Origin of the sequence: Thioclava sp. F34-6, assembly GCF_002213235.1 — a bacterium.
Taxonomy (GTDB): domain Bacteria; phylum Pseudomonadota; class Alphaproteobacteria; order Rhodobacterales; family Rhodobacteraceae; genus Thioclava; species Thioclava nitratireducens.
In genome coordinates, this window is the sequence record NZ_NBOA01000004.1 from 421,782 (window position 1) to 444,362 (window position 22,581).

Annotated in this window: 25 protein-coding genes; 13 read left to right on the forward strand and 12 right to left on the reverse strand. The window is 64.9% G+C overall.

Going from position 1 to position 22,581, the window contains the following annotated elements; all coding sequences use genetic code 11:
- Positions 1-150: 150 nt before the first annotated feature.
- Both B6V72_RS11045 and B6V72_RS11050 read right to left on the reverse strand, forming a co-directional pair.
- Positions 151-1,509 (reverse strand): HAMP domain-containing sensor histidine kinase, encoded by a 1,359-nt coding sequence (locus tag B6V72_RS11045; protein WP_088735557.1) that lies wholly within the window; start codon positions 1,507-1,509, stop codon positions 151-153.
- Entirely contained in the window at positions 1,509-2,183 is a 675-nt protein-coding gene (locus B6V72_RS11050) for a response regulator transcription factor (RefSeq protein WP_075776632.1), read from the reverse strand. Before B6V72_RS11050 ends, B6V72_RS11045 begins: the two co-directional genes overlap by 1 nt.
- 306 nt (positions 2,184-2,489) lie before the next feature.
- On the opposite strand from B6V72_RS11050, the gene B6V72_RS11055 reads away from it, so the two are divergent.
- The 10 genes from B6V72_RS11055 to B6V72_RS11100 all read left to right on the forward strand — a co-directional run bounded on the left by B6V72_RS11055 (position 2,490) and on the right by B6V72_RS11100 (position 10,419).
- Positions 2,490-2,966 carry a hypothetical protein gene (locus tag B6V72_RS11055; RefSeq protein ID WP_141104914.1) on the forward strand — a complete coding sequence of 159 codons (477 nt, stop codon included), beginning with the start codon at positions 2,490-2,492 and terminating at the stop codon, positions 2,964-2,966.
- Positions 2,967-2,974: 8 nt separating this feature from the next.
- The gene (locus tag B6V72_RS11060) at positions 2,975-3,754 is read left to right on the forward strand and encodes a hypothetical protein (protein ID WP_088735558.1); all 780 of its coding nucleotides are present in this window, start codon (positions 2,975-2,977) and stop codon (positions 3,752-3,754) included.
- A gap of 175 nt (positions 3,755-3,929) precedes the next feature.
- Positions 3,930-4,676 (forward strand): ABC transporter ATP-binding protein, encoded by a 747-nt coding sequence (locus tag B6V72_RS11065; protein WP_077701418.1) that lies wholly within the window; start codon positions 3,930-3,932, stop codon positions 4,674-4,676.
- Positions 4,673-5,605, forward strand: a complete 933-nt coding sequence (locus B6V72_RS11070; protein WP_088735559.1) for an ABC transporter permease subunit — start codon at positions 4,673-4,675, stop codon at positions 5,603-5,605. Before B6V72_RS11065 ends, B6V72_RS11070 begins: the two co-directional genes overlap by 4 nt.
- Positions 5,598-6,581, forward strand: coding sequence for an ABC transporter permease (locus B6V72_RS11075; RefSeq protein ID WP_075777568.1), 984 nt, complete (start codon positions 5,598-5,600; stop codon positions 6,579-6,581). Before B6V72_RS11070 ends, B6V72_RS11075 begins: the two co-directional genes overlap by 8 nt.
- 2 nt (positions 6,582-6,583) lie before the next feature.
- Entirely contained in the window at positions 6,584-7,195 is a 612-nt protein-coding gene (locus tag B6V72_RS11080) for a hypothetical protein (protein WP_088735560.1), read from the forward strand.
- Positions 7,196-7,250: 55 nt separating this feature from the next.
- Positions 7,251-7,838 carry a tyrosine-protein phosphatase gene (locus B6V72_RS11085; RefSeq protein WP_088735561.1) on the forward strand — a complete coding sequence of 196 codons (588 nt, stop codon included), beginning with the start codon at positions 7,251-7,253 and terminating at the stop codon, positions 7,836-7,838.
- A gap of 118 nt (positions 7,839-7,956) precedes the next feature.
- The gene (locus B6V72_RS11090) at positions 7,957-8,424 is read left to right on the forward strand and encodes a GNAT family N-acetyltransferase (RefSeq protein ID WP_075777570.1); all 468 of its coding nucleotides are present in this window, start codon (positions 7,957-7,959) and stop codon (positions 8,422-8,424) included.
- Between the two features lie 337 nt (positions 8,425-8,761).
- On the forward strand, positions 8,762-9,163 hold the full coding sequence (locus B6V72_RS11095) for a DUF393 domain-containing protein (protein ID WP_088735562.1): 402 nt from the start codon (positions 8,762-8,764) through the stop codon (positions 9,161-9,163).
- A complete protein-coding gene (locus tag B6V72_RS11100; RefSeq protein WP_240497718.1) occupies positions 9,160-10,419 on the forward strand; it encodes an MFS transporter in 1,260 nt (419 codons plus the stop codon). Before B6V72_RS11095 ends, B6V72_RS11100 begins: the two co-directional genes overlap by 4 nt.
- A gap of 109 nt (positions 10,420-10,528) precedes the next feature.
- On the opposite strand, the gene B6V72_RS11105 is transcribed toward B6V72_RS11100, so the two are convergent.
- Complete coding sequence (locus B6V72_RS11105) at positions 10,529-11,641, reverse strand: zinc-binding dehydrogenase (protein ID WP_088735563.1); 1,113 nt, start codon at positions 11,639-11,641, stop codon at positions 10,529-10,531.
- A 316-nt stretch (positions 11,642-11,957) separates the two neighbouring features.
- Between B6V72_RS11105 and B6V72_RS11110 the strand changes: the two genes are divergently transcribed.
- The 3 genes from B6V72_RS11110 to B6V72_RS11120 all read left to right on the forward strand — a co-directional run bounded on the left by B6V72_RS11110 (position 11,958) and on the right by B6V72_RS11120 (position 15,852).
- The gene (locus B6V72_RS11110) at positions 11,958-13,334 is read left to right on the forward strand and encodes an NAD-dependent succinate-semialdehyde dehydrogenase (RefSeq protein ID WP_088735564.1); all 1,377 of its coding nucleotides are present in this window, start codon (positions 11,958-11,960) and stop codon (positions 13,332-13,334) included.
- Positions 13,331-13,945 (forward strand): glutathione S-transferase, encoded by a 615-nt coding sequence (locus tag B6V72_RS11115; RefSeq protein WP_075777573.1) that lies wholly within the window; start codon positions 13,331-13,333, stop codon positions 13,943-13,945. Before B6V72_RS11110 ends, B6V72_RS11115 begins: the two co-directional genes overlap by 4 nt.
- 263 nt (positions 13,946-14,208) lie before the next feature.
- Complete coding sequence (locus B6V72_RS11120; protein ID WP_088735565.1) at positions 14,209-15,852, forward strand: NAD(P)/FAD-dependent oxidoreductase; 1,644 nt, start codon at positions 14,209-14,211, stop codon at positions 15,850-15,852.
- A gap of 3 nt (positions 15,853-15,855) precedes the next feature.
- Here the strand turns inward: B6V72_RS11120 and B6V72_RS11125 are convergent, their stop codons facing one another.
- From B6V72_RS11125 to B6V72_RS19305, 9 genes are all read right to left on the reverse strand, one after another.
- Complete coding sequence (locus B6V72_RS11125) at positions 15,856-17,175, reverse strand: MFS transporter (RefSeq protein WP_088735566.1); 1,320 nt, start codon at positions 17,173-17,175, stop codon at positions 15,856-15,858.
- 69 nt (positions 17,176-17,244) lie between these two features.
- The gene (locus tag B6V72_RS11130; protein WP_075777576.1) at positions 17,245-17,568 is read right to left on the reverse strand and encodes an SHOCT domain-containing protein; all 324 of its coding nucleotides are present in this window, start codon (positions 17,566-17,568) and stop codon (positions 17,245-17,247) included.
- A 104-nt stretch (positions 17,569-17,672) separates the two neighbouring features.
- Positions 17,673-18,446: an anti-sigma factor gene (locus tag B6V72_RS11135; RefSeq protein WP_199224651.1), complete on the reverse strand. Its 774-nt coding sequence runs from the start codon at positions 18,444-18,446 to the stop codon at positions 17,673-17,675.
- The gene (locus B6V72_RS11140) at positions 18,443-18,967 is read right to left on the reverse strand and encodes a sigma-70 family RNA polymerase sigma factor (protein WP_233243071.1); all 525 of its coding nucleotides are present in this window, start codon (positions 18,965-18,967) and stop codon (positions 18,443-18,445) included. The genes B6V72_RS11135 and B6V72_RS11140 overlap by 4 nt, the downstream gene beginning before the upstream one ends.
- Positions 18,968-19,023: 56 nt before the next feature.
- Positions 19,024-19,395, reverse strand: a complete 372-nt coding sequence (locus B6V72_RS11145) for a hypothetical protein (RefSeq protein WP_088735567.1) — start codon at positions 19,393-19,395, stop codon at positions 19,024-19,026.
- 100 nt (positions 19,396-19,495) lie between these two features.
- Complete coding sequence (locus tag B6V72_RS11150) at positions 19,496-20,326, reverse strand: FTR1 family protein (RefSeq protein WP_088735568.1); 831 nt, start codon at positions 20,324-20,326, stop codon at positions 19,496-19,498.
- Positions 20,327-20,350: 24 nt separating this feature from the next.
- Positions 20,351-20,692, reverse strand: coding sequence for a cupredoxin domain-containing protein (locus B6V72_RS11155; protein WP_088735569.1), 342 nt, complete (start codon positions 20,690-20,692; stop codon positions 20,351-20,353).
- Positions 20,693-20,982: 290 nt separating this feature from the next.
- Positions 20,983-21,630, reverse strand: coding sequence for a lysophospholipid acyltransferase family protein (locus B6V72_RS11160; protein ID WP_077701068.1), 648 nt, complete (start codon positions 21,628-21,630; stop codon positions 20,983-20,985).
- A 124-nt stretch (positions 21,631-21,754) separates the two neighbouring features.
- A complete protein-coding gene (locus B6V72_RS19305) occupies positions 21,755-22,390 on the reverse strand; it encodes a DUF982 domain-containing protein (RefSeq protein ID WP_240497719.1) in 636 nt (211 codons plus the stop codon).
- Between the last annotated feature and the right edge of the window lie 191 nt (positions 22,391-22,581).

The window sequence follows — 22,581 nt, forward strand, 5'->3', positions numbered from 1 at the left end:
GTATCCTGCCGGTCAGGCATAAAGTTGCGATAGGAGCGTGACCCCATTTCCAGAACCACGCGCGCTCATCGCTCAGAGGCCCGAGAGAGCGGATGATTGATCGCCCCTTTCGCCTGCCCGGGGGCCGGAGTTTGCTCGCAGCGAGAGGCATCAAGGTTTCGGAAAGCGTATGTCCACTCGCAGACCGCGCTCGAGGTTCTGCAGGCGCAGCTCACCGCCGTGAATCTGGGCGATGGCGTCGACGAGGCTCAGGCCCAATCCGCTGCCCTGCGTGTTTCGGCTCCGGTCGAGGCGCACGAAACGTTCGCGCACCCGTGCCAAATCTCGATCCGGGATACCGGGGCCGTTATCGGTGACGCTCAATGTGATGTGATGGCGGGTCTCATGCACGCCGATCGAGACCCGTGCCGGGGACGGGCTGTAGCGAAGCGCGTTGTCCACGAGGTTCACGAGCGCCTGGAACAGAAGCTCGCGGTCGCCTTCGATCCGGACGTCGTCGGGCAGATCGAGCGCCAGTTCCTGCCCTGCATCCTCCGCGCCAGCGCCGAGCATCTCCGCCACATCCTGACAGAGCTGCGTGAGGTCGATCGAGGCGCGCGTGATCTCGACCATTCCGGCTTGCATCCGGGACAGGCGCAGGATCGCGTCGAAGGTTTCCGAGACCTGATCGAGATCGCTCAGCGCTTTTCCGATTTCGCCGCGCTGCGCCAGCGGCAGCGACGAATCCAGCGCCACCGGCTCCAGCCGCAGCCGCAGTCGGGCGAGCGGCGCGCGCAGGTCATGGGCGACATCGGTCGAGACCTGCCGGATCGACGCGATCCCCGCCTCCAGTTGATCGAGCGCCTGATCCACGCTTTGCGCAAGACGCGCCACGTCGTCATCGCCTTCGTCGCGGATACGTAACCCGTGGCGACCTTCGCCCACCGCGTGCAGGACCTGCTCCATCCGGTCGATGCGCACCTCGTTGCGGCGCGCGATGAAGACCGCGAAGCTGATCGACAGCAGAAGCGCGAGCCCGAGGCCCCAGCCGAAACTGGTGGCGAGGATTTCGCCCTGCTCGCGGAGCCACGCATCGTCGCGCCCCGTCATCAGCCAGCCCGAGGGGAGCCGCATCCCGAAGGTGACATAGCCCTCCGGGACATTCGCGCCGGGCGGATCGAGGAGCGTTACGTCGGGCCCCGGTTCGAGATGGCGCGCCCCTTCGAACTGGGTTGCGACGCGAACATTGCCAAGCGGTTCGGAGCCATCGGCCGGCACGAAGGTCACGATATTCGCGCCGTCGCGACTCGTCGTCATCCGCGCCGAGATCTGCTCGCTCAGGTCCTGCAAGTCGGCGCCGCGGGCAGAGAGGGCGAGCGCCTCGGTATCGGCGCGCACCTCGCCTTCGAGGCGGCGGCTCATTTCCTTGGATTGTAGCGTGTAGGAGACCCCGCCCGCGACCAGTGCGGCAAACGCGAAGACCGTCGAGATCGCGATGGCAAAGCGCATCGACCATGTGAACGCGCGCATCACGAGGCCTCGAACACGTAACCGATCCCATGCAGCGTCGTTAGGTAGGGGGTCGCGAAAGGCTTGTCGATCTTGCCGCGCAGACGGCTGATATGAGTCTCGACGACGCTGCTTTTCGGGTCGAAATGAATGTCCCAGATCGCCTCCAGCAGGATCGTCTTGGTCTGCACCCGGCCGGGACGTTCCATGAAGTGCTTCAGGAGCATGAATTCCCGCGGCTGCAATTCGATGCACTGGCCTTCGCGCCACGCCTCCCGGGCGAGCAGGTCGAGGCGCAGATCGCCCTGCACCAGTTCGGTCACCTCTGCCTTGAGGGCAGGGCGGCGCGCGATCGTGTCGATCCGCGCGAGCAGTTCGACGAAAGCGAAAGGCTTGACCATGTAGTCATCGGCCCCTGCGCGCAGCCCGGCGACGCGATCTTCGACGCTGCCCATCGCGGTGAGCAGAATCGCGGGCGTGGCGATCTGCGCGGCGCGCAACGCCTTGAGCAGGGCCAGCCCATCGAGCCCCGGCATCATCCGGTCGAAGATGAACAGGTCGTAGCTCTGCGCGGTGGCTTGGGTCAGCGCTTCGCGCCCGTCGCGGAGCAGGTCGACGGCATGACCTTCACCGGTCAGCCCCTTGCGCAGGTAGTCGCCGGTCTCGGCATCGTCTTCGGCAATCAGGATCTTCATCGCACCATCTTTCGATAACGGACCGGCATTGTCACGGTCGGCCCCGCTACGCCTGTGCGATTTCTTACAAATTCGTAAGATGGGAGCAAAACGCTTCGTCCTTCTGCAGGCGATTGCTGGCGGCATCGGTGCGGATGCATCGCAAGCAATGAGGACCTTATGCGAAACCTGCTTCTTTCCGCCGCGCTCATCGCGGTGCCGGTCGCGTCATTTTCAATGGTCGAAATGGCCATGAATACGGGAGGGCCGGGCGCTTCCGCGGCGCAAGCTGCAAGCCTCGGCGATATGAGCCCTTACGAGACGATCGTGAGCGATACACAGACGCTTGCCAAGAAAGGCGAGTTCACCGCTGCGGAGAAACGCATCACCGATCTGGAGACCCTTTGGGACAAGAACGCGGCCAAGCTGCGCAAGGCCGATCCTTCCGCTTGGGGCGTGATCGACGGTGCGGCGGACAAGGCTTTCGCCGCGCTGCGCACGAAGTCGCCGGATTCGAAAACCGTGATGGAGAGCCTTAACGGCTTGCAGACCGCGCTTGCCGATCCGGTGCCCTCGGAAGTCGGGGCTGTGCAGAAAGTCGCGGGCATCGCGGTGACCGACAAGACCGGCCATGCGCTGCCCTGCGAGGCGATGATCGGGCAGTTGCGCGACACGCTCGGCGGCAAAACCGCGCCGCAAGCGGTTTCCGACCTTCAGGCGAAAGCGCTCGAGCGCTGCAACGCCGACGACGATACCCGCGCCGATGCGTTCTCGGCGCAGGCGCTGGCAATGCTGAACGACTGAGGCGCAACATGAGCTATCAACAGACTTTCATCTACCCCGACGAAGAGTTGACCAACCCGGTCAGCCGCGTTCCCGAGGTCACGCCGGGGTTTTGGCTCATCAAACTGATGGCGGTGACGATGGGCGAGACGGCGGCCGACTTTCTGGCCGTCAATCTCGGTTTCGGCCTGACCGCGACGACGATCCTTATGACTGCGATCCTCGCCTTGGTGATCCGCTGGCAATTCGCGCAGCGCCGCTACGTGCCTGCAGTCTACTGGTCGGCGGTGGTGCTGATCTCGATCGTGGGGACGCTGATCACCGACAACATGACCGACAATCTCGGGATTCCGCTGATCGACTCGACGATCGGGTTCACCATTCTGCTGGGCGCGACCTTCGCGGCGTGGTTCGCCTCCGAGCGCACGCTCTCGATTCATGAGGTCTACACCGCCCGGCGCGAAGGGTTCTACTGGCTCGCGATCCTGTTCACCTTCGCGCTTGGCACGGCGGTCGGCGATCTGATCTCCGAGCAGTCCGGGATAGGCTATCTCGCGACCGGCATCCTCTTCGGGCTGATCATCGCGTCGCTCACCGTGGGGTATGTCACCTTCAATCTGGGCGGGCTCTGGGCGTTCTGGCTCTGCTATATCTTCACCCGCCCGCTGGGTGCGTCCTTCGGCGATCTTCTCTCGCAACCGACCGATTATGGCGGGCTGGGCTTCGGCACCATTCCCACCAGCCTCGGCTTCCTCGCCGTCATCGCAATCACCGTCGCCGCGATGACCGTGAAACGCAGGCGCATCTGATTCCCTTTCCAGATCGTACGCCGCGTGGCCCTCCGTCCCGTCCGTCCGGGGCGGAGGGTTTTTCGTCTGGGCCAAGCCGGTAATCCAGCTTCTCACCGATTTGTAAGAAACTGTCGAAGTCGATCCGGATCGCGACGGGCAATTTCCTCTCAACATCAAAAGGAGGTGCCCAGAGATGCAAACAGACACACTGGCCGTGAGCACGCGGGGACTTACCCTGCGCTACGGCGATTTCACCGCGCTCCAGCCGCTCGATCTCGATATCGGACGTGGCGAGATCTTCGGATTTCTCGGCCATAACGGCGCGGGCAAGACCACGACGATCCGGCTACTGACGACGCTCATGGAGCCCAGCGGCGGCACGGCGAGCGTTGCCGGGTGTGACCTCGCGCATAACCGCATCGCGCTGCGCCGCGCCATCGGCTACCTGCCCGAGAACGTCCGCCTCTACGACACGCTCACCACGCGCGAGAACCTGCGCTTCTTCGCGGCGCTCTCGCGGATCGAGGATGCCCGCGACCGCGTCGAGGAGGTGATGGAGTTCCTCGGCATCACCGATCTCGCCGACCGCCGGATCGCGACCTTTTCCAAGGGGATGCGCCAGCGGGTCGGCTTGGCCCAGGCCATCGTCCACCGTCCGCAGGTCCTGTTCCTCGACGAGCCGACCTCGGGGCTCGACCCGATGGGGGTGCGCCAACTGCGCGAGGTGCTCGAGCGGTTGAACGCGCAGGGCATGACGATCTTCATGAACACCCACCTGCTGAGCGAGGTGGCGCGGTCGTGTTCCTCCATCGGCGTTCTTTCGCATGGGCAGCTGGTCTTCCACGACACGATCGAAACGGTGAACGCGCGCTACGGCTCGGAAGAGGCCCTCGAGGAGCTTTACCTCTCGGTGGTGCCGGATCGCGAGGTCGCGGCATGACACCTTCCACGATCCTGCGCCGCCACGCGCTTGCCACGCTTGCACGCGAGCGGACGATCGCGCTGGTGGCCGCGCTGTTCGCCGCGCTGGTGCTGGTCTCCGCCTATCTCGGCTGGTCCGCGACCTCGACGGTCGACGCAATCTACGCCAGCGCCACGCATTGGTTCGAAGCCAATGGCAAGCCGGTGCCGCCAAACCCGGTTACGCAAGGCTCACCGCTGGCGCTGCTGCGCAACCTCACGATCTATATCAGCCTGATTGGCGCCTTTTCGGCCATCGTGATCGGCTACCGGATGGTCGAGACCGACCGCCAGGCCGGCGTGCTGCCGCTGATCGGCGCGCGCCCGCTGGAGCGGCTCGATTACGCGCGAGGCAAGGTCTCGGCACTCGCTCTGGCCGTCGGCGGACTGGCCGCGCTTGCGGGCGTAGTGGGCGCCGCGACCCTCGTCATCCTGCCTTCGGTTCATCTCGCCGCAGGGGATTGGGCGCGGCTGGCTGCGTTCTTCTCTCTGGGCTGGCTCTACATGATGACCTTCGGGCTGATCGCGATCGGTGCTTCGGCGCGCGCGCGCAGCGAAACCGTGGGTCTGATGGTGCCGACGGTGGTGTGGCTGGTGCTGACCTTCGTCTGGCCTGCGCTGACCGGAAACATCCTGCCCACCGCTGCGATCAACCCGATCTCGGCCCTCGCACCCGCCCCGCAATCCGCGATCTTCGACCTCTCCGCAAACCTGCTCGGGCCGTTCTCGCTGGCCGAAGCCTACAAGTATCTCGGAGCGGAGCTGATGGGTTACCTGCCCGACGGTCTGCCGCCGCGCGGTCCCGTGCCGCCGCTGGTCGTGATGATGCTCTTCGCTGCGGGCTCCGGCCTCTATGCGCTGCGTGGCTGCCTCAAGCTCGACATGACGAAGGGAGGCCCCGATGCCTGATCTATCCGCAATCTCCACCGTTGCGCTCAAGGACGCGCGGATCGCGCTGCGCGACCGTTTCCTGCTCGCCGCGACGCTGGCGCTCGTCGCCGCCGCACTGATCTCGCTGATCACCGGGACGGTCGCGATGCGCACCGATGTCGCCACCTACATGGCCGCGAAACAGCAGCTGCTGGCGCTCGGCAAAAGCCTCGGTTCGATCGCGGCGCCAGAGTTCTATCCGCTGAAGCTGATGCGCGGGACGATCGAGCAGATCGAGATCATGGGCGCCGTGATCGCGCTGATCGCGGGCTACCGCGCCGCCGTCGAAGAGCGCGGACGCCAGACGTTGGCGCTGATCCTGACGCGGCCGCTCTCGAACTGGCAGTTCCTCGCCGCGAAGCTGCTGGGCGGGGCCGGGCTGATGGGGGCGGCGCTGGCTTGCGTCTTCGCGCTCTGCGCAGTGGTGCTCGCGCTCGGTTCGGGCATTGGGATCGGGGCGAATGACCTCTTGCGCCTTGCGATCACCTGGGGGGCTTCGACGCTCTATCTTAGCGCGATCTTTGCGGTGGGCTTCGGGCTGAGCCTCTGGCTGAAAAGCCCGGCGAGCGGGCTGCTCTACGCCTTCGCGCTGTGGCTGCTGGTGGTCCTCGTCGCGCCGCAGATCGGCGACACGATGGACCCGGACAATCAGGTGGCTGGCGGCGTCTTCGCGCAGCTTTCGATCCCGAAAGCCGAGCAGACCAAGATCAAGCAGGGCTTCGCCACCTACGAAACCATCCGCAACGGGATCGAGGTCTCGTCCGTGACCAAGCATTACGAGCGCTTCACCTTCGCGGTGCTCGGAATCAAGGACATCTACACCGGCAAAGCGCTCGGGCCGATCTGGGCCGACAAGAAGGGCGATGCCTGGTTCCTCATTCTCTTCACCCTCGGTCTCGGCGGGCTCGTCCTGCTGCGTCCGATCCGTGCCGACCGTCTGACCAAGGAGACCTGACGATGAACAAGACCCTTTCCACCCTCACCGTGCTGCTGATGCTCGCCGCTGGCGGCGCTCAGGCCGCGCAGACCGATACCGACAAGGATGGCGTGCCCGACATGGCCGAACCGCTGCTGCACACCGATCCGCAAAACCCCGATACCGATGGCGACGGGCAGAACGATCTGGCCGACAAGGACCCGGTGGTCGCGCAAAGCCCGATCCAGCCCAGTGGCACTGCCGCGCCGTTCCATATCGGAGAGTTGCTGGTCGAGAACAACGTCGATCCCGCGACCCATACGGACGCGCCCGATCACCTCGAGATCCAGCTGGTCAATGACAGTGCCAAACCGCTGAGGGGCTTCACCCTCTTCTACACCATCACCGACGCCGATAGCGGCGCGAAGGAGGCCTACATCCTGCACCCCGACGTGACCGTTCCCGCCAATGGCTCGGCCCGCATCCATGTCGATGACAGCGGCAAGCCGGGGCATCTGCGGGCGAACCCGAACTCGATCTACACCACTGCGCAATCCGCGAAACAGGTCGAGGTGAGCCTGCAGCTTCCGGGCTCTGCCGCGGTGACGCAGGGTGTCAAGAAAGACGCCGGCGGCGCCGAGCAGGCGGATTGATCGCCAACCATCGCAGAGCGGCCCCGCATCCGGGGCCGCAACGGAGACAGAGGCGATGAAACTTCGCGAAATCGCGCGGATCGTGGGCACCGTATTGGTCGGGACGCTCGCGGCGCTGGTGCTCTATTTCGGGTATTTGCAGGTGACCGGAAATTTCCACACCGTGGTGGCTGGAGAGTTCTATCGTTCGAACCAACCGACCGCCGCGAGGCTGAAGGCCTACAAGAAAAAGGACGGCATACGATCGGTCCTGAACCTGCGCGGAGCGCATCCGGGACAGGCGTGGTACGATCAGGAGAAGGCTGCGGCAGAACGGCTTGGATTGGAATTGATCGACTTCAAGATGTCCGACCATCAAACCCTCAGCCCGATCCGCCTCGCGGCGCTCGAAGGGGCGATGGCGCGGGCGCCCAAGCCCGTTCTGGTTCACTGCAAGGCGGGGGCGGATCGCACCGGGCTCGCTGCCGCGCTTTACCTTTTTCTTCAGAAGAAGCGTTCGCCTTCCGAGGCGGGTTGGCAGCTCTCGTTTCTCTACGGCCATATAGGCGTGCCGTGGCTCTCGAGAGCCTGGCCGATGGACGAGACCTGGATGGCGGTGAATACTGGCGACCGCGTGCCGGCTGTTGCGTGGCGTGGGTCGTGACCGCGGCGATTAGTCCAGCGAGCGCTGCGGTTGACCCGCAAGGGGCTTCTGTGTCAGGCACGCGACCTTTCATGATCCACCTCGGCGCGCGCGCCGGGCCCAGCCTAAGGAAGGACATATGGCACTCACCCTGCGCCGCAACCGCGACCGCGATCTGGCCCCCTTGGCAGCGATGCTGTCGGACGCCGAAATTCCCCTGCTCAATCCCAATGCGAAAGTTCCGTTCGACGAGATGGAATGGCATCGCAAGTGGCTTGGAGAACATCAGGACGTCTCGTTCTACCTTCAGGATGAGACGGGGCGGGATGTCGGTTTCTTCGCGCTGCGCGAGGGTATCGGGCCGGAGGTGCGGCACCTGACCTACGTCTATCTCGTCGAAGAGGCGCGTGGCGGGGCGGCTGCAGAGCTGACGGGGCACGTGGAACAGGCGGCGCGAGACCTCGGCGCGCTGTCGCTGACCCTGAAGGTGGAGCTCGATAACGCGCCGGCCTTCAACGCCTATCTCTCGGCCGGCTACGAGGAACTGTCCCGCCGTCAGGGCATGGCGACGATGCGGTTGGATCTGGAGGAGAGGCCCGCCGAATAAGCGGGGCTTCCGACGGGTGTGGCGCAAGATGAGAACCGTTGGGTCGCGGTCCTCCAGGTCGTTCAGGCCGTCGCTTCGCGATCCAATTTTACGCGCGGTCCGCGGCTTTCGCCTGATAACCTCCGAGCTTAGTTCTCAGGGCGCGACCGTCGCAACCTGAGCAGGCGGATGCATCGCGAGCGTATTTCAAGCGTTGGTGGCTCTGCTGCGGGGCGATGAATTGCCCCGAGGCGCTTTCGGATGGACATGCGCGTTCCCGGAACCAACGAGCCTGCTGCGAAAGATCCTCGAACTCTCCGGGCGCGTAACACTCATCGAAGCTGAAGATGAGGGAAACGTGCGCCGATCCGCGACGAATACGACAAGCAAGGCGACCGTCTTCTATGACGGGGCGTGCCCGCTTTGTCGTGCCGAAATCGGGCTCTATCGCGAAGCGCCGGGGGCGGACGCTTTGGAGTTCGTCGATCTCTCCGACCCGGGCGCGACTCTGCCCGACGCTCTGAACCGGGACGACGCGCTGGCGCGGTTTCACGTGCGGACGCGGGATGGGCGTCTCGTCTCGGGGGCCACCGCGTTTGCAGAACTCTGGGCGCAACTTCCGCGCTGGCGTGGTCTGGCGCGCATCGCGCGATGGCCGATTGTCAGGACTCTCCTCGAACTGGCCTACCGTATCTTTCTGAAGCTGCGCCCCGGTATCGTCTGGCTCTTCGTCAGGCTGACGGGGCCGCGCGCCCGATGAGCGTGATGCCGGTGGATCAGCCAAGGGACTTTTGGCGCGTGGGGTTTCTCGCGATGGCGCTCGCGACGGCGAGCATCCCGATCTACATCCACCTGCCGAGTTTTGCGGCCACGCGACTTGGCCTGTCGCTCGGTCAGGTCGGGGCGATCCTGCTGCTGATCCGTATCGTGGATTTCCTGCAGGATCCGCTCTTGGGGTGGATGACAGACCGCTGGGCGCAGTACCGCTCGGGGTTCGCGGCCCTCGCGATGGCGCTGCTGGCGGCGGGCTGTGTCGCGGTCTTTTCTCTGCCAGTGCAGGGAAGTCCCGCGCTTTGGCTGACCGGGGGGCTTGTCGTCGCGTTCACGGGGTATAGCCTCGGGACGATCCTGATCTACGGCCAGAGCGCCGCTTTCGCCGGATCGGGGCGGACCCAGTCGCAGCTGAGCCTCGCCGGCTGGCGCGAAACCGGCGTTCTGATCGGGGTGACGCTCGGCGCGATCGCGCCGGCGCTGCTTTCGACGCTCCACGATCAATCGGATGGCTACCGGCCTTTCGGCTGGCTGATCGCGCTGTTGTCGTTGATCGCGGTCGCGTTGGCGCGGCCGCTTTGGCGCAAGACGCAACTCGCCTCGACGCGGTTGAACTGGCGGGGACTCATCGGGTCAGGCGCAGGTTGGCTCTTGCTGCTGGCCTTCGTCAACAGCCTGCCGGTGGCCGTGACATCGACGCTGTTTCTGTTCTTCGTGGGGGACCGGCTTGGCTTGCCGGACTTGGCAGGACCATTTCTTATCCTGTTCTTCATAGCCGCCGGGGCGAGTGCCCCTCTATGGGGACGTCTCGCCAGACGGTTCGGCGCCCGCCGGGTGCTGCTGGTCGCGATGGTTCTTGCAATCGTGAGCTTCGTCGGCGCCTTCAGCCTGCCGACCGGGGCCGCTTTACCGTTCGCGGCGATCTGTATCGGGTCCGGTGTCGCGCTCGGAGCGGATATGGTGATTCTATCGGCGCTTTTCGCGTCAGCGCTGTCGCGTGCGGGGCTGCAAGCGGGGCAGGCGTTCGGGATCTGGAATTTCAGCGCCAAGGCGACTTTGGCGATCGCCGCCGGAACCGTGTTGCCGCTGCTTCAATATTTCGGATACGAGCCCGGCGCAGGCAACACCGGCGCGGCGCTCTCGGCGCTCAATGTCAGCTATGCGCTCGTGCCCTGCGCGCTGAAACTGGCGGCGATCGCGCTCGTGCTCGGATTGCCTCGCGACATTCTCGACAATTCGAGCTGATGCGGAGCGCGCGCAAGGCAGAATACGATCTAACCCTCATTTGTTCGACGCCGAAGCGACCCCGATCGGATCAGGGCTACTCCGGCGACGCATCGTCAGGATCAGAGGCTCAGGACCAGGGGGTCACGAGGTATTTCTCGCCGGTCTTCATTTTCCGGTAATCGGTCACGGCCTCTTTCGTCAGCATCTCGTCGAGATTGACGCGGGTCTTGTAATGGCTCGCGAAGGTGGTCGTGAGATTGTCGCGCACCCGCTTGCGCATCCGCGCGACGGTTTCTTGCCCGGCCGATTGCAGGAACGGAAACAGCAGCCAGCCCGAGAGCGTCCAACCGAAGCCGTAGCTCGGCGAGAGGGTCGTCGGGCCGGTGTCGAGACGTCCGTAAATGAACATCCGCTTCGGCTGGTTCGAGCCGTAGCGCGAATATTCCGTCATCCGGCTCACCGCGACCTGCTCCATCGCCTTGAAGGCGTTGTCGACCGCATGGCCGCCGCCGATCGGATCGAAGCCGTAGAAGGCTCCGGTGTCGTCGATCGCATCGCGCAGCTGTTCCATGAAATCGTCATTCGACGAGTTCACGACATGGGTGGAGCCGATCTTCTTGAGCAGATCGACCTGATCGTCCTTGCGAACGATATTCACCAGACCGAGACCGTCCTCCTGACAGATGCGCGTCAACATCTGTCCGAGGTTCGACGCGCCAACCGTGTGCAGGATCGCATCCTGCCCGTCCATCTTGGCGTTCTCGACGAAGCCGAGCGCGGTCATCGGATTGACGAAGGCGCTCGCGCCATCTTCGGAGGAATGATCGCCCAGCGGCAGGCACATCTCCGCATCGGCGATGCAATACTGGCTGTAGGCGTTGCCCGGCACGCAGGAGACGCGCTGCCCCATAAGCGCTTTCGCCGCGTCGCTGTCGCCGGTTGCGACGACCGTGCCTGCGCCCTCGTTGCCCGCGGGCAGCTTCAGACCGTGCCGCGCTTTCGAGCCCGCGTTGAACGGCTCGGGCATCTTGGCCACGAATTTGCCGGGGGAATACGCGGCGTTCTCCATATCCGCCGCGCCCACGAGGATGGCGAGGTCTGAGGGGTTGATCGGAGCCGCCTCCATTTTGACGAGAACCTGATTGCCGGTCGGGTCGGGGAAATCCACGTCCTCGATCGCGACGGTGAGTGTGCCGTCCGCCTCCAGCGTCGTGAACAGTTGTTTGCCAGTGGTCGCCATGTCGATCTCCAGATGCCTGATTTGGGGTGAAAACTCGGGTCGGGTCGCGAACGGAGCTCCGGGAGATTGCGCCCGCACCGTCCGCGCTTGCCTTGCCAGATAGAGCGGGGCGCCCGCGCGGCGACCGCGTGCGACGCGACGTCTTGTCGGTTCGCGTGTCCGGCATTGCCGCGAGCGACTGGCGCATATCGGTGGCCCGCACATCTGTGCGGGGGGATTTGACCGGTGAGGCCCGCGAAAGCCTGCGCTTCCGCGAGGGGCGCTGGAACTCCTGCCCGCGGCGAAAGTTGGCCCCTTTGAAATCGAAGGAGTCCCCATGTCAACGATCACCACCACCAACCCCGCAACGGGCGAGACGATCAAGACCTATCCTCTGATGAGCGAGGCCGAGGCCTTCGAGAAGGTCGAGGCCGCGCACTCCGCCTTTCTGGATTGGCGCGCGCGGACGCCCGCCGAGCGCGCGCCCTACCTGACCAAGATCGCAGAAAAGCTCCGCGAGAACGCGGATGAGCTGGCCGCGCTGATGACGCGCGAGACCGGCAAGCTGCTGAAGGACGGCAAGGCCGAAGTCGAGATCTGTGCCGCGATCCTCGACTATACCGCGAAGACCGGCCCCGACGCGCTGGCCGACGAGGAGCGGACCCACGGCACAGAGGGATCGCGCGGTGTCGTGACCTACCAGCCGATCGGCGTGATCTACTCGATCCAGCCGTGGAACTTCCCGCTTTACCAGCCGATCCGGGTGCTCGCGGCGAACCTGATGGCGGGCAATGCCTGCGTACTCAAACATGCCAGTATCTGCACCGGCTCGGGCCTGCGCCTGCGCGACTTGTGTATCGAGGCAGGGCTGCCCGAGGACCTCTTCCAGGTCATTTTGATCGACCACGACACCAGCGACAAATTGATCGCGCATCCCAAGGTGCGCGGTGTGACCCTGACCGGCAGCGACAGCGCGGGCCGCCACGTCGGAAGCGTCGCCTCGAAGTCACTGAAGAAGACCGTGCTGGAGCTGGGCTCCAACGATGCCTACCTCGTGCTGGAAGATGCCGATATCGAAACGGCGGTGAAATTCTCCGTGATGGGGCGGCTGTACAATAACGGCGAAACCTGCGTCTCGGCGAAACGGTTCATCGTCGCGGACAAGGTCTATGACGCGTTCGTCGAGGCCTTCGTGGAGCAGATGAAGTCGATCAAGATGGGCGATCCCACCAAGGACGACGTCCAGCTTGGTCCGCTTTCGAGCGACGACCAGTTCGCGATGGTCAAGGAGCAGGTGGAACAGAGCCTCGCCAAAGGGGCGAAGGCGCTTTGCGGCGGCGAGGTCCCGGATATCACCGGCGCCTACTACCCCGCGACGGTGCTGGTCGATGTGGCTCCCGGGATGCCCGCCTATGACGACGAGATTTTCGGCCCCGTCGCAGCGGTGATCCGCGCCAAGGATGACGAGGACGCGATGCGCATCGCCAATGACAGCCGATATGGCCTTGGCGGCGGGATCTTCAGCAAGGACAAAGACCGTGCGCTCAAGCTCGCTCGCGATCACTTCGACACCGGGATGGTGCGGATCAACTCTTTCGGGACTGCCGATCCGAACATGCCCTTCGGAGGCGTCAAGGATTCGGGCTACGGCCGCGAGCATGGCGGCTTCGGCATGAAGGAATTCGTCAACGCAAAAGCGGTGTTCCTGCCATGATCACCCTTCACGCCCTGCACTATTCCCGCGCGACCCGGGTGCTGTGGCTGCTCGCCGATCTGGGCGAGCCCTGCCACCGGGTCGATTATCAGCGCACCGAGAATTTTCGCGCGCCGGAGGCCCTGTCGCGGGTTCACCCGCTGGGCAAGTCGCCGGTGATCGAGGACGGCAACCGGATACTCGCGGAATCCGCGACGATCCTGCGTTACCTCGTCGCGAAATACGGTGACGAGACCCATACGCCGCCGCGTGGTACGCCGGAATTCTGGCAGCACGAAGAGCTGCTGGATTATGTCGAAAGCTCGTTTGCCGAAGTTGCGCTTCGGGCGGTCCTGCCCGCCTTCCGGGGCAAGCCGGTGCCCGCAGAGGCGCAGGCGGCGCTCAATTCCCATCTCAATTTCATCGGGCGGACGATCGGTACCGGGCCAATGCTCTTCGGTGAGAGGGCGATGTTGGCCGATATCCAGATGTCCTATGTCATCGCCTTGCTGGCGCGGCTCGATCTGCTGGGAGAGCATCCCAAGGTCGGCGCCTACTGGAGCGCCCTGCAGGCGCAGCCCGGCTACATCGCCGCCGTCAAGGCCGCAGGCCCAATGGCACCGCCGGGCTGACACTCCGGGCAGCCCCGATCCACTCATGCGAAATAGGGCAGCGCGACGCCTCTCGCGCTGCCCTTCATCTTGTGCCGGGCGCAACACCGCGATCCGGGTTGAGCGCGCACGACCGATCTCGGGATGTTGAAGGTCTGCCCCGAGAAGTCCTCGCAAGGGCGGCGGAAAAACTGCTACTCGCTTGCACAGGCCGATATTCTCGTGGAGGTGTTCTCTACCGCTGCGGTCGGCGACGGTGAGGTTTGGCGCAACAGGAGACAGCGATGCAGGAACTGACAGCCTTCGGCCCGGATTTTCCCTTTTCCTACGAGGACTGGATCAGTCACCCCGCGGGTATCGGTACGCTGCCCAAGGATGTGCTGGGCGCGCCGGTCGCCATCATCGGCGCCGGGGCGGCCGGGGTCATCGCGGCCTACGAATTGATGAAGCTCGGTCTGCGGCCAGTGGTCTACGAGTCCTCGCAATTCGGCGGGCGGTTGCGTTCGCAGAGCTTCGAAGGGACGGACGGGGTCGTCGCGGAGCTTGGCGGGATGCGCTTTCCCGTGTCCTCGCGGGGGTTCTACCATTACGTCGATCTTGTCGGATGCGAGAGCCGCCCCTTTCCGAACCCGCTGACGCCCGCCGCCGGATCGACCGTCATCGAGCTTGAAGGCGAACGGCATTTCGCACGCAGCCTCGACGACCTGCCCGAGGGGTTCCACCAGATCGCGCAAGCCTATGACGAAGCGCTGCGCAGTCAGGCGGCCTTCCCCGACCTGCAAGCCGCGGTGCGCGCCAAGGATGTGGCCGCGATCAAGGCGATCTGGGATCCGCTTGTCAAAGATTGGGACGAGCGCACCTTCTACGATTTCGTTGCCCATTCGGAGGCGTTCCAAAAGCTCGATTTCTCCCATCGTGAGATTTTCGGTCAGGTCGGGTTCGGCACCGGCGGCTGGGATTCGGACTTCCCGAACTCGATGCTGGAGATCCTGCGGGTAAATCTGCTCGGGCTTGACGATGACCAGCGCTATATCGTGGGAGGGGTGGAGTCTGTCCTGCATCGCCTGTGGAACGCGGCGCCGGCCTGCGCGCATTGGCCCGAGGGTACGACGCTCGCGAGCCTGCATGGCGGCGCGACGCGCAGCCGGGCGACCGCGCTGAGCCGCGCCGGAGAGATGATCCGGCTGCGCGACCAGTGGGGCAACGAGGACGACTATGCCGCGGTGCTCGCGACGTGCCAGACGCACTTGCTGACGACGGCGATCGAGACCGAAGAGGACCTGTTCGATCAGAAGATGTGGATGGCGCTTGACCGGACCCGCTACATGCAGGCCGCGAAGACCTTCGTCATGGTCGACCGGCCGTTCTGGAACGACATCGACCCGGAAACCGGCGAACCGCTGATGTCGATGACGCTGACCGACAGACTGACGCGCGGCACCTATTTCTTTGATAACGGGCCCGACCGCCCCGGCGTGATCTGCCTCAGCTACGCCTGGATGAGCGACGCGCTCAAGGTGCTGCCGCTCAGTGCGGAACGCCGGGTCGAGCTGTCGCTGCAGGCGCTTGGCAAAATCTACCCCGGCGTCGACATTGCCTCGCATATCCGCGGCCAGCCGATCTGCGTGAGCTGGGAGGCGGACGAAAACTTCCTCGGGGCTTTCAAGGGCGCGCTGCCGGGTCACTACCGCTACAACCACCGCATTTACGGCCACTTCATGCAACAAGGCATGGCGGCGAGCCAGAGGGGCGTCTTCCTCGCCGGGGACGGTGTCAGCTGGACTCCCGCCTGGGTCGAGGGCGCGGTGCAGACATCGCTCAACGCGGTGTGGGGGATCATGACGCATCTCGGCGGACGCAGCCCCGAGGAAAACCCCGGACCCGGCGATCTCTATCCCGAGCGCGGGCCGATCAAGCTGGCCGATTGAGCCTCAGAACCGACTGCCCCAATGCGGGTGGAGGTCGTCGATCACCAGCGGATGGCGATGGGTGCGTTGGCCCTGCAGATGCGGGTGATCCGGCGCGAGATTGTCGTGGCGATGCTCCAGCGAGACCGGATCGCCGGAGGGCCAGACGCGCAGCGCGACGGCCAGCCCGAGCAGCGCCACGCCCGAGAGACCGAGCAATGCCGGGACCGCGCCGAACTCCGTCATCAGCCAGCCGGAGAGCGGATAGGTCACCAGCCAGCAGGCATGGCTCAGCGCGAAGTGCGCCGCAAAGAGGGCCGGGCGGTCCTCGGGATGCGCGGAGCGTCGCAGCAATCGGCCCGACGGAGTGAGCACGGCCGAATAGCCCAAGCCCGTCGCCAGCCATGCTGCGAGAAGCAGGGGCCAGCTCAGCCCGGCCGTAGAGATTGCCAAGGCAAGGCCGAGAAGCGCGCCGATCATCACGCCTGCGCCCGACAGCATCACCGGGCGGTCCGCTATGCTTTCAAGGATACGGGGCAGGCCGAGGGCCGCCAGCATCGACCCCGCCCCAAAGGCGAACATCGTCCAGGCCAGATCGCTGTCCGACAGGTGGAGCCCGCCGCGTACCAGCACAACCGAGTTCACCAGCACCATCGCACCCGCCGCAGCGGCGGCGAGGTTCACCGCCAGAAGTCCCCGCAGCCGTGGCGTCGCAAGGTAGATCCGGATGCCGCGTGTGGTCCGGTCGTAGATGCCGCGCCGGGTGACCGCCTGCGGGCTCGGCAGGATCACGGACACAACCAGCAGCGCCGAACCCGCGAACCCCGCGACCGTGCCGAGAAACAGGCTGTTATAGCTCATCACCGCAAGCAGCAGCGCCGCGAGCGTCGGGCTTACGATATTCTCGAGGTCGTAGGCCAGGCGCGACAGCGACAGCGCGCGAGTGTAGCGCTCTTCTTCCGGCAGCACATCCGGCAGCGTCGCCTGAAATGTCGGGGTGAAGGCGGCGGAGGCCGATTGGAGAAGGAAGATCAGCACATAGACTTGCCAGACCTCGGTCACGAACGGCAGCGCCAGCGCCGCGCAGGCCCGGACGAGGTCGAGCGTGACCAGAAGCGACCGCCGATTCACCCTGTCGGCGAAGGCGCCTGCCACCGGTGCGATCCCGACATAGGCGACCATCTTGATCGTGAAGACCGTGCCCAGCACCATCCCCGCTTTGTTCCCCGCCAGATCATAGGCCAGCAGCCCGAGCGCAACCGTGGCGAGCCCGGTGCCCAGAAGCGCTACGATCTGCGCGGCGAAGAGATGGCGATAAGTTCTGTCAGCGAGGATGGCGAGCATGGGCTCAGGAATAGCGTGAAACGGTCCTGCGTTCCATGCGATCCGTCGCGATCCCCGCGCGCAGCCCGGTCATTCTTCGAGCGCCTTACGGCGGGCCTGATATTCCTCGGGGTCGATTTCCCCCTTCGCGAGACGTTCCTTGAGAATGTCGAGCGCGGTGTTCTGGCTCCGGCCCGGTCCGCGTTCCGTGAACCAGCGCACGGCAAGTACGGCAAGGAGAATGAGTACCCCCCAGAATACCACCATCATGCCGACACCGAAGAAGCCGTAACCGTCGCCCCACATCATGGGATGACCATAATATCCCTCTCCATAGCCGCTCGGAGCGTCGGCGAAAGCCACGGCCGGGGCAAGGGGTGCGAGAAATGCAGTGAAAAGAGAAAGTTTCGTCATAATCGCCTCCACGGGTTCGTTTCCGCCTCGATACACCTCTGACGAGTTCGCGACATTGAGGCAGATCAACGGCGCGCTCGGACGGTCCCTTGCGCACGGTTGGTTTATCCGGTGAAGGCGAGCTGTCGGTAGGCGGCCTTGGCCATCGGCCAGAGTGCAGCGCTGCTCAGCGGCGCGGAGAGGGCGAAGCCGTAGCCGCCGTCGACCCAGACGAGACTCGCGACACCATCCCCTTCGGTCAGGCGAAATGCGGTCTCTCCAGTGGAAAGCGCGGTGACATAGAGCGTCAGGCGCGCGCCTGCTTGGGTTTCATACATCAGCTGCGCGGCGGGACCCTGATCGGCAGGCAACAGGCGTCCGCCCACGAGTGTGTAGCCCTGCGCCGACAGGTCCGGGGCGACCAGCTTGCGGTCGAGCCGTTTCGACAACCACGCCATCAGGTGCGCGCGCTCCTGTGCTGCGACCTCGACCGGGTGGACGACCTCCACCGAATAGACCGCGTGGGCGACCTGCGCCTCGCGGGCGAGTTCGGTCAGCGGAGCGCGGGGGGATCCGCCGCCCTGCCGCGCCAGTCCCCAACCGGCGCCAAGCCCCGCTGCGAAGAGCGCGATAGCCGCCGCTACCCTCGGAACCCAGCCTGCCCCCACGGGCGCAGCGAGGCGCAGCCGCGCAGGGATAGGCGCGGCGTGGACCGGCGCGAGGGCTGCGCGCAGCGCGTCGCGATCGGCGCGCATCGCGGACAGCCGCTGCGCCAGCGCCGGATCCGCCGCGAGCTTGGCCTGCATCCGGGCGCGATCTTTGGGAGCGAGCCGGCCATCGAGATAGGCGTGCACCTCCGCCTCGTTTCGCATGATGGGATCTGCATGGGGATCGGTCATTTGAGCCTCCGCAGATGGGGGTGGCGCGTGCGATCGGGGCGGTCATGGCCAGTCATCTCGCGCAGCGCCTCGCGTCCCCGGGCGAGGCGCGACATCACCGTACCCTTGGGCAGGCCAAGAATCCGGGCGACCGCCTCGTAGCTGAAATCCTCGACTCCGACCAAGAGAAGTACCTCCTGCTGCTCGATCGGCAGGCGAGCGAGCGCACTGAACACGTCGCCGAGAAAGACGACCGTTTCGGCATCCGCATCGCGCCCAGCGAGCCCGTCGGGATCGAGCGCCCCGCCCTCCGGGCGGCGGATGCGACGGCGATGCGCATCGTGGTAAAGGTTCCGCAGGATGCGAAACAGCCAGGCCCGCAACTGGTCTTCCGAACGCAGCAGGTGCCAGCGCGTCAGCGCCCGCGCGAGACAGTCCTGCACAAGATCGTCCGCCGCGTCGCGCTCACGGGTCAGCGCGAAGGCGAAGCGGCGCAGCGCGGGAATCTGCGCCTCGATCAGGTGGCGGGTGCGACGGGTCACATGGGTGGGCCTTGTTCGACCGGGCGGCGTCAATGCGATACCGCCCGGGGATTGCGTCAGGGCTGAGCGACTTTCCACGCGCCGTTGGCGACGCCGTCACCGGTCACGTCGCCCGGCTTCATGTCATTCTTCCAAGTATACAGTGGTTGGCCCTTGTAAGCCCATTGCTTCGTTCCGTCGTCGCGGGTGATCACGCTCCAGTCGCCCATCGCCTGATCGTCGGCGGTGGCCATCAGCGGCGGCCAGTTCGTGGCGCAGGGCCCGGTGCAGGCGGACATCCCCTCACTGTCCTTGGCGAAGGTATAGAGCGTCATGCCCGCGGAATCGACGAGCGTCGGCCCCTTGGCGGTGTCGGTGACACTGGCGGGATCGGCTTGCGCAATGCTCGCGGCCAGCAAAACGGCAGTGGTCAGCAGAAAACGTTTCATCTTCCTCTCCTCTCGGGTTTGGGTCCTGTAGGGAAGAAGACGACCCCGGCGCGGAAATAATCCCGGCCGGGGCAAAAAAATGCGAATTGTAAGATGGGCCTCAGGCCAGACGGGCTTGTAAGCTGCGGCTCTGCCAGCGCAGGATACCTGCGACCGACGCCCAGTAGACGATCCAGCCGCCCAGCGTAGCGGCGTCCGGCGCGGCACGGTAACCGGTCAGCGCCGAGATCAGCCCGCCAAGACGGCCCCCGTCATCGAGCAGCGTACTCATGTCCCAGAGCGGCGCGCCGAAGGGCAGGATGCCCGCCGAGACGAGATCATCCACGCCGGTGGTGAAGAGCGCAGCGCCCAGCAGGAGCAGCATCACCTCGGACACCCGGAAGAAGCCGCGCCACGGCAGGAACTTCGCGCCGGCCCGCAGCAGCGCATAAGTCGCTCCGGCCGCGGCCACACCGACCGCGATCGAGGCGAGAACGCCGGTCATCTCGCTCTGCTTCGCCGCGGCGAGCGAGCCGTAGAGGAAGACTACCGTTTCCGAGCCCTCGCGCGCTACCGCCGCCATCGCGAGTAGGAAAACCGCCCACCAGCCCTGACGTATCGCGGCGGCCTTCAGCCCGGCCTCGAGATCGCGTTTCAGCGTGCGGCCGTGGCCGCGCATCCAGACCACCATCTGCACGATCAGCCCGGCGGCTACGAAGACCATCACCGTCATCAGGTCCTGACGGACCTCGGTCGACAGCAGTTTCGAGAAGCCCAGCAGCGTCAGCGCGAAGGCCAGCGCCAGCGCCAGCCCGGTCAGAACGCCACCCCAGAGGAAGCGCGCCGCGCGTCGCCCGGCGCCTTCATGTGCGAGCCATCCCGCGAGAATGCCGATGACGAGAAGCGCCTCGACGCTCTCACGCCACAGGATGAAGATGATCTGTCCGTCCATGACATTCTCTCGTGGGTTGGTGGGTTACTTGACGACGATCGTGCCCTTGGCGGTGTTTTGATCCTCGTGGAATTCCTCGACGAAGGGATAGCTGCCCGCCGGCAGCGCCCGCAGTTCGATCGTCGCGGTCTGACCCGGCGCGATGATCTTCTCGATGCGCAGGCGCTTGCTCTCGAACTCGGCTGCGGTCTTGCCGGTATTCGAGACGGTCAGCGTCACGGCGGTATCCGCGGGAAGGTCGATCTGCTGCGGCGAGACGACCCCGTCGGTCAGGGTAATCGTCGGGATTGTCTCGTCCGCCACGGCCAGCGCCGGCGCGCAGGCGAGCACGAAAAGCGCGGGAAGAATGCGTGAAATGCGAGTCATGGTGTTCCTGCTTGTCTGTTCGGTGTCCGAATAACCGACAAAAACACTTGGGTCAAGAAATCCCGATTAAAATGCTATGGATTTTGGCTCGGGAAAGCGGGTGGGCGCTGAGCCGTCTGGCTCTTCTGTTCGCGGGCAGCCGATAACAGACCATCGGCCATAGGCGCCGCGATGCGTTTTTGTATTCATTTCAAGAATACGGGCCTCTCATTGTGAGGCCCGCTCGTTGCGGGCGACAAGGGACAGGCCGGTCCCACGCAAGAAACGCAGGACACATTTAGCGTATTCGTTCAGGGTCGCGCGGGGGGGAGGCGGTCCTTCTCGACGTTGAGAAGCGCTTCGACCTGCGCGCTGACCTCTGCCGCGGGGAGGCCGGGAGGGATCGCCGGGAAGTAGGCCACAGTGATGGTGCCGCCGGTCTTCGCGTCTTTGCGCCAGACATGGCCGGCATTATGCGCGACGGGGACGATCGGCAGGCCGAGCTTGCGATAAAGCGCGATAAGGCCGGGCTGGAACTCGCAGCGATCGTCCACGCCGACCCGCGTCCCTTCCGGAAAGATCAAAATCGAGCGGCCCTTGGCGGCCTCTTCGCGCGCCTGAGTGATCATCCCGGCGAGGGCGCGTCCGCCCGCGCTGCGGTCGATCAGGATCATCGGCGAATGTTCAAGGTACCAGCCGAAGATCGGGATACGCCGCAACTCGTGTTTCGCGATGACGCAGACATCGGGCACGAGCCGGTTGAAGGCCAGCGTTTCCCAGGTGGATTGGTGGTTGCAGACGTAGATGCAAGGGCTGTCGAGATGCTTGTTCTCGAGCCCTTGCTCCTGCACGCGCAACCTGAGAACCCCGCGTGCGAGCGCGAAGACCCCGCCGGTCCAGAACCGGACCGCGGCGCGCACGAGCCGCGGTCGCCGAGCCAGCGCGAGGACCGGGATCATCGGGGCTTGCAGTGCAGTCCACGTACCGAAGAGCGCGTCGAAGAGCTTCGAGCGCAGGCCTTCCAGCCGAGGCGCCGATCTCTCCCGATCCTGTCGCGCCCGCGGCGCCGTATGTGGTGTTTGATCAGGCTGCAATCGAATGATCCAAGGTTTCCAATGGCAAGAATCCGGCAGTGGTTGCGGCACCAAGGAAGGCGCTGCGCGCGTCGGCCACGGTGCCCAGACACTCCATTGCCGCTTCGACGCGGTCAATCGCGCGGCTCTGCGCGAGGTCGCTGACCGGCCATTTCTTGCGCAACCAGTAATGCACCTGTTCGATGGTGCTGAAGGACTTGACGTCGCCTTTCGGCGACACGACGAGGGAGATGGGTTTGCCCCAGTAAATTTCGATCAAGGTTCGTATCTTTCCAAGTGTCCGTGACAGCACCGATTTCAACGGTCGCGCGATCACGGAGGCATAGGCGGGCGAAGCCGGCGCTATGCGGTGAATTGGGTTGGCGCGCGTTGGCGCGCTGGTCTGGTATTCCGAGCGGATCATGACGTGTCGGCTTCGATGCGCGAAGGTCACGATCCGGCCCCTTCGGTACGCGAAGCTCTCCCGGAGGTCGCGAGGGGCGGAAATAGCGGTGGCGACCAAGGTCAGCTCGATATGGTGGCTGAGGGGTTGGTCTGCTCGAACGGCGTCACGCCACGATTGGCCGATGTGAGGCTCCTTTTCCTTGATGCCGCCTTTGAAAAGCTGCGGCCCGACAAAGCTCAAGATCGTCGCTGAGCCGGGAGGAACAGGGTCCGAGAATTAAGATTTTCGAATTTACACATAAGCGATTTGCCCCCGAATTACGAGGCAATTGCCCGAACGCGTCGGAGTTTTTGCGCAACGGTTTGATTGTGCAGGATATAATTCCGTGCCCTGAAAGGTCGAGAGATGAGGGCCGGGGCATGCCCCCTATT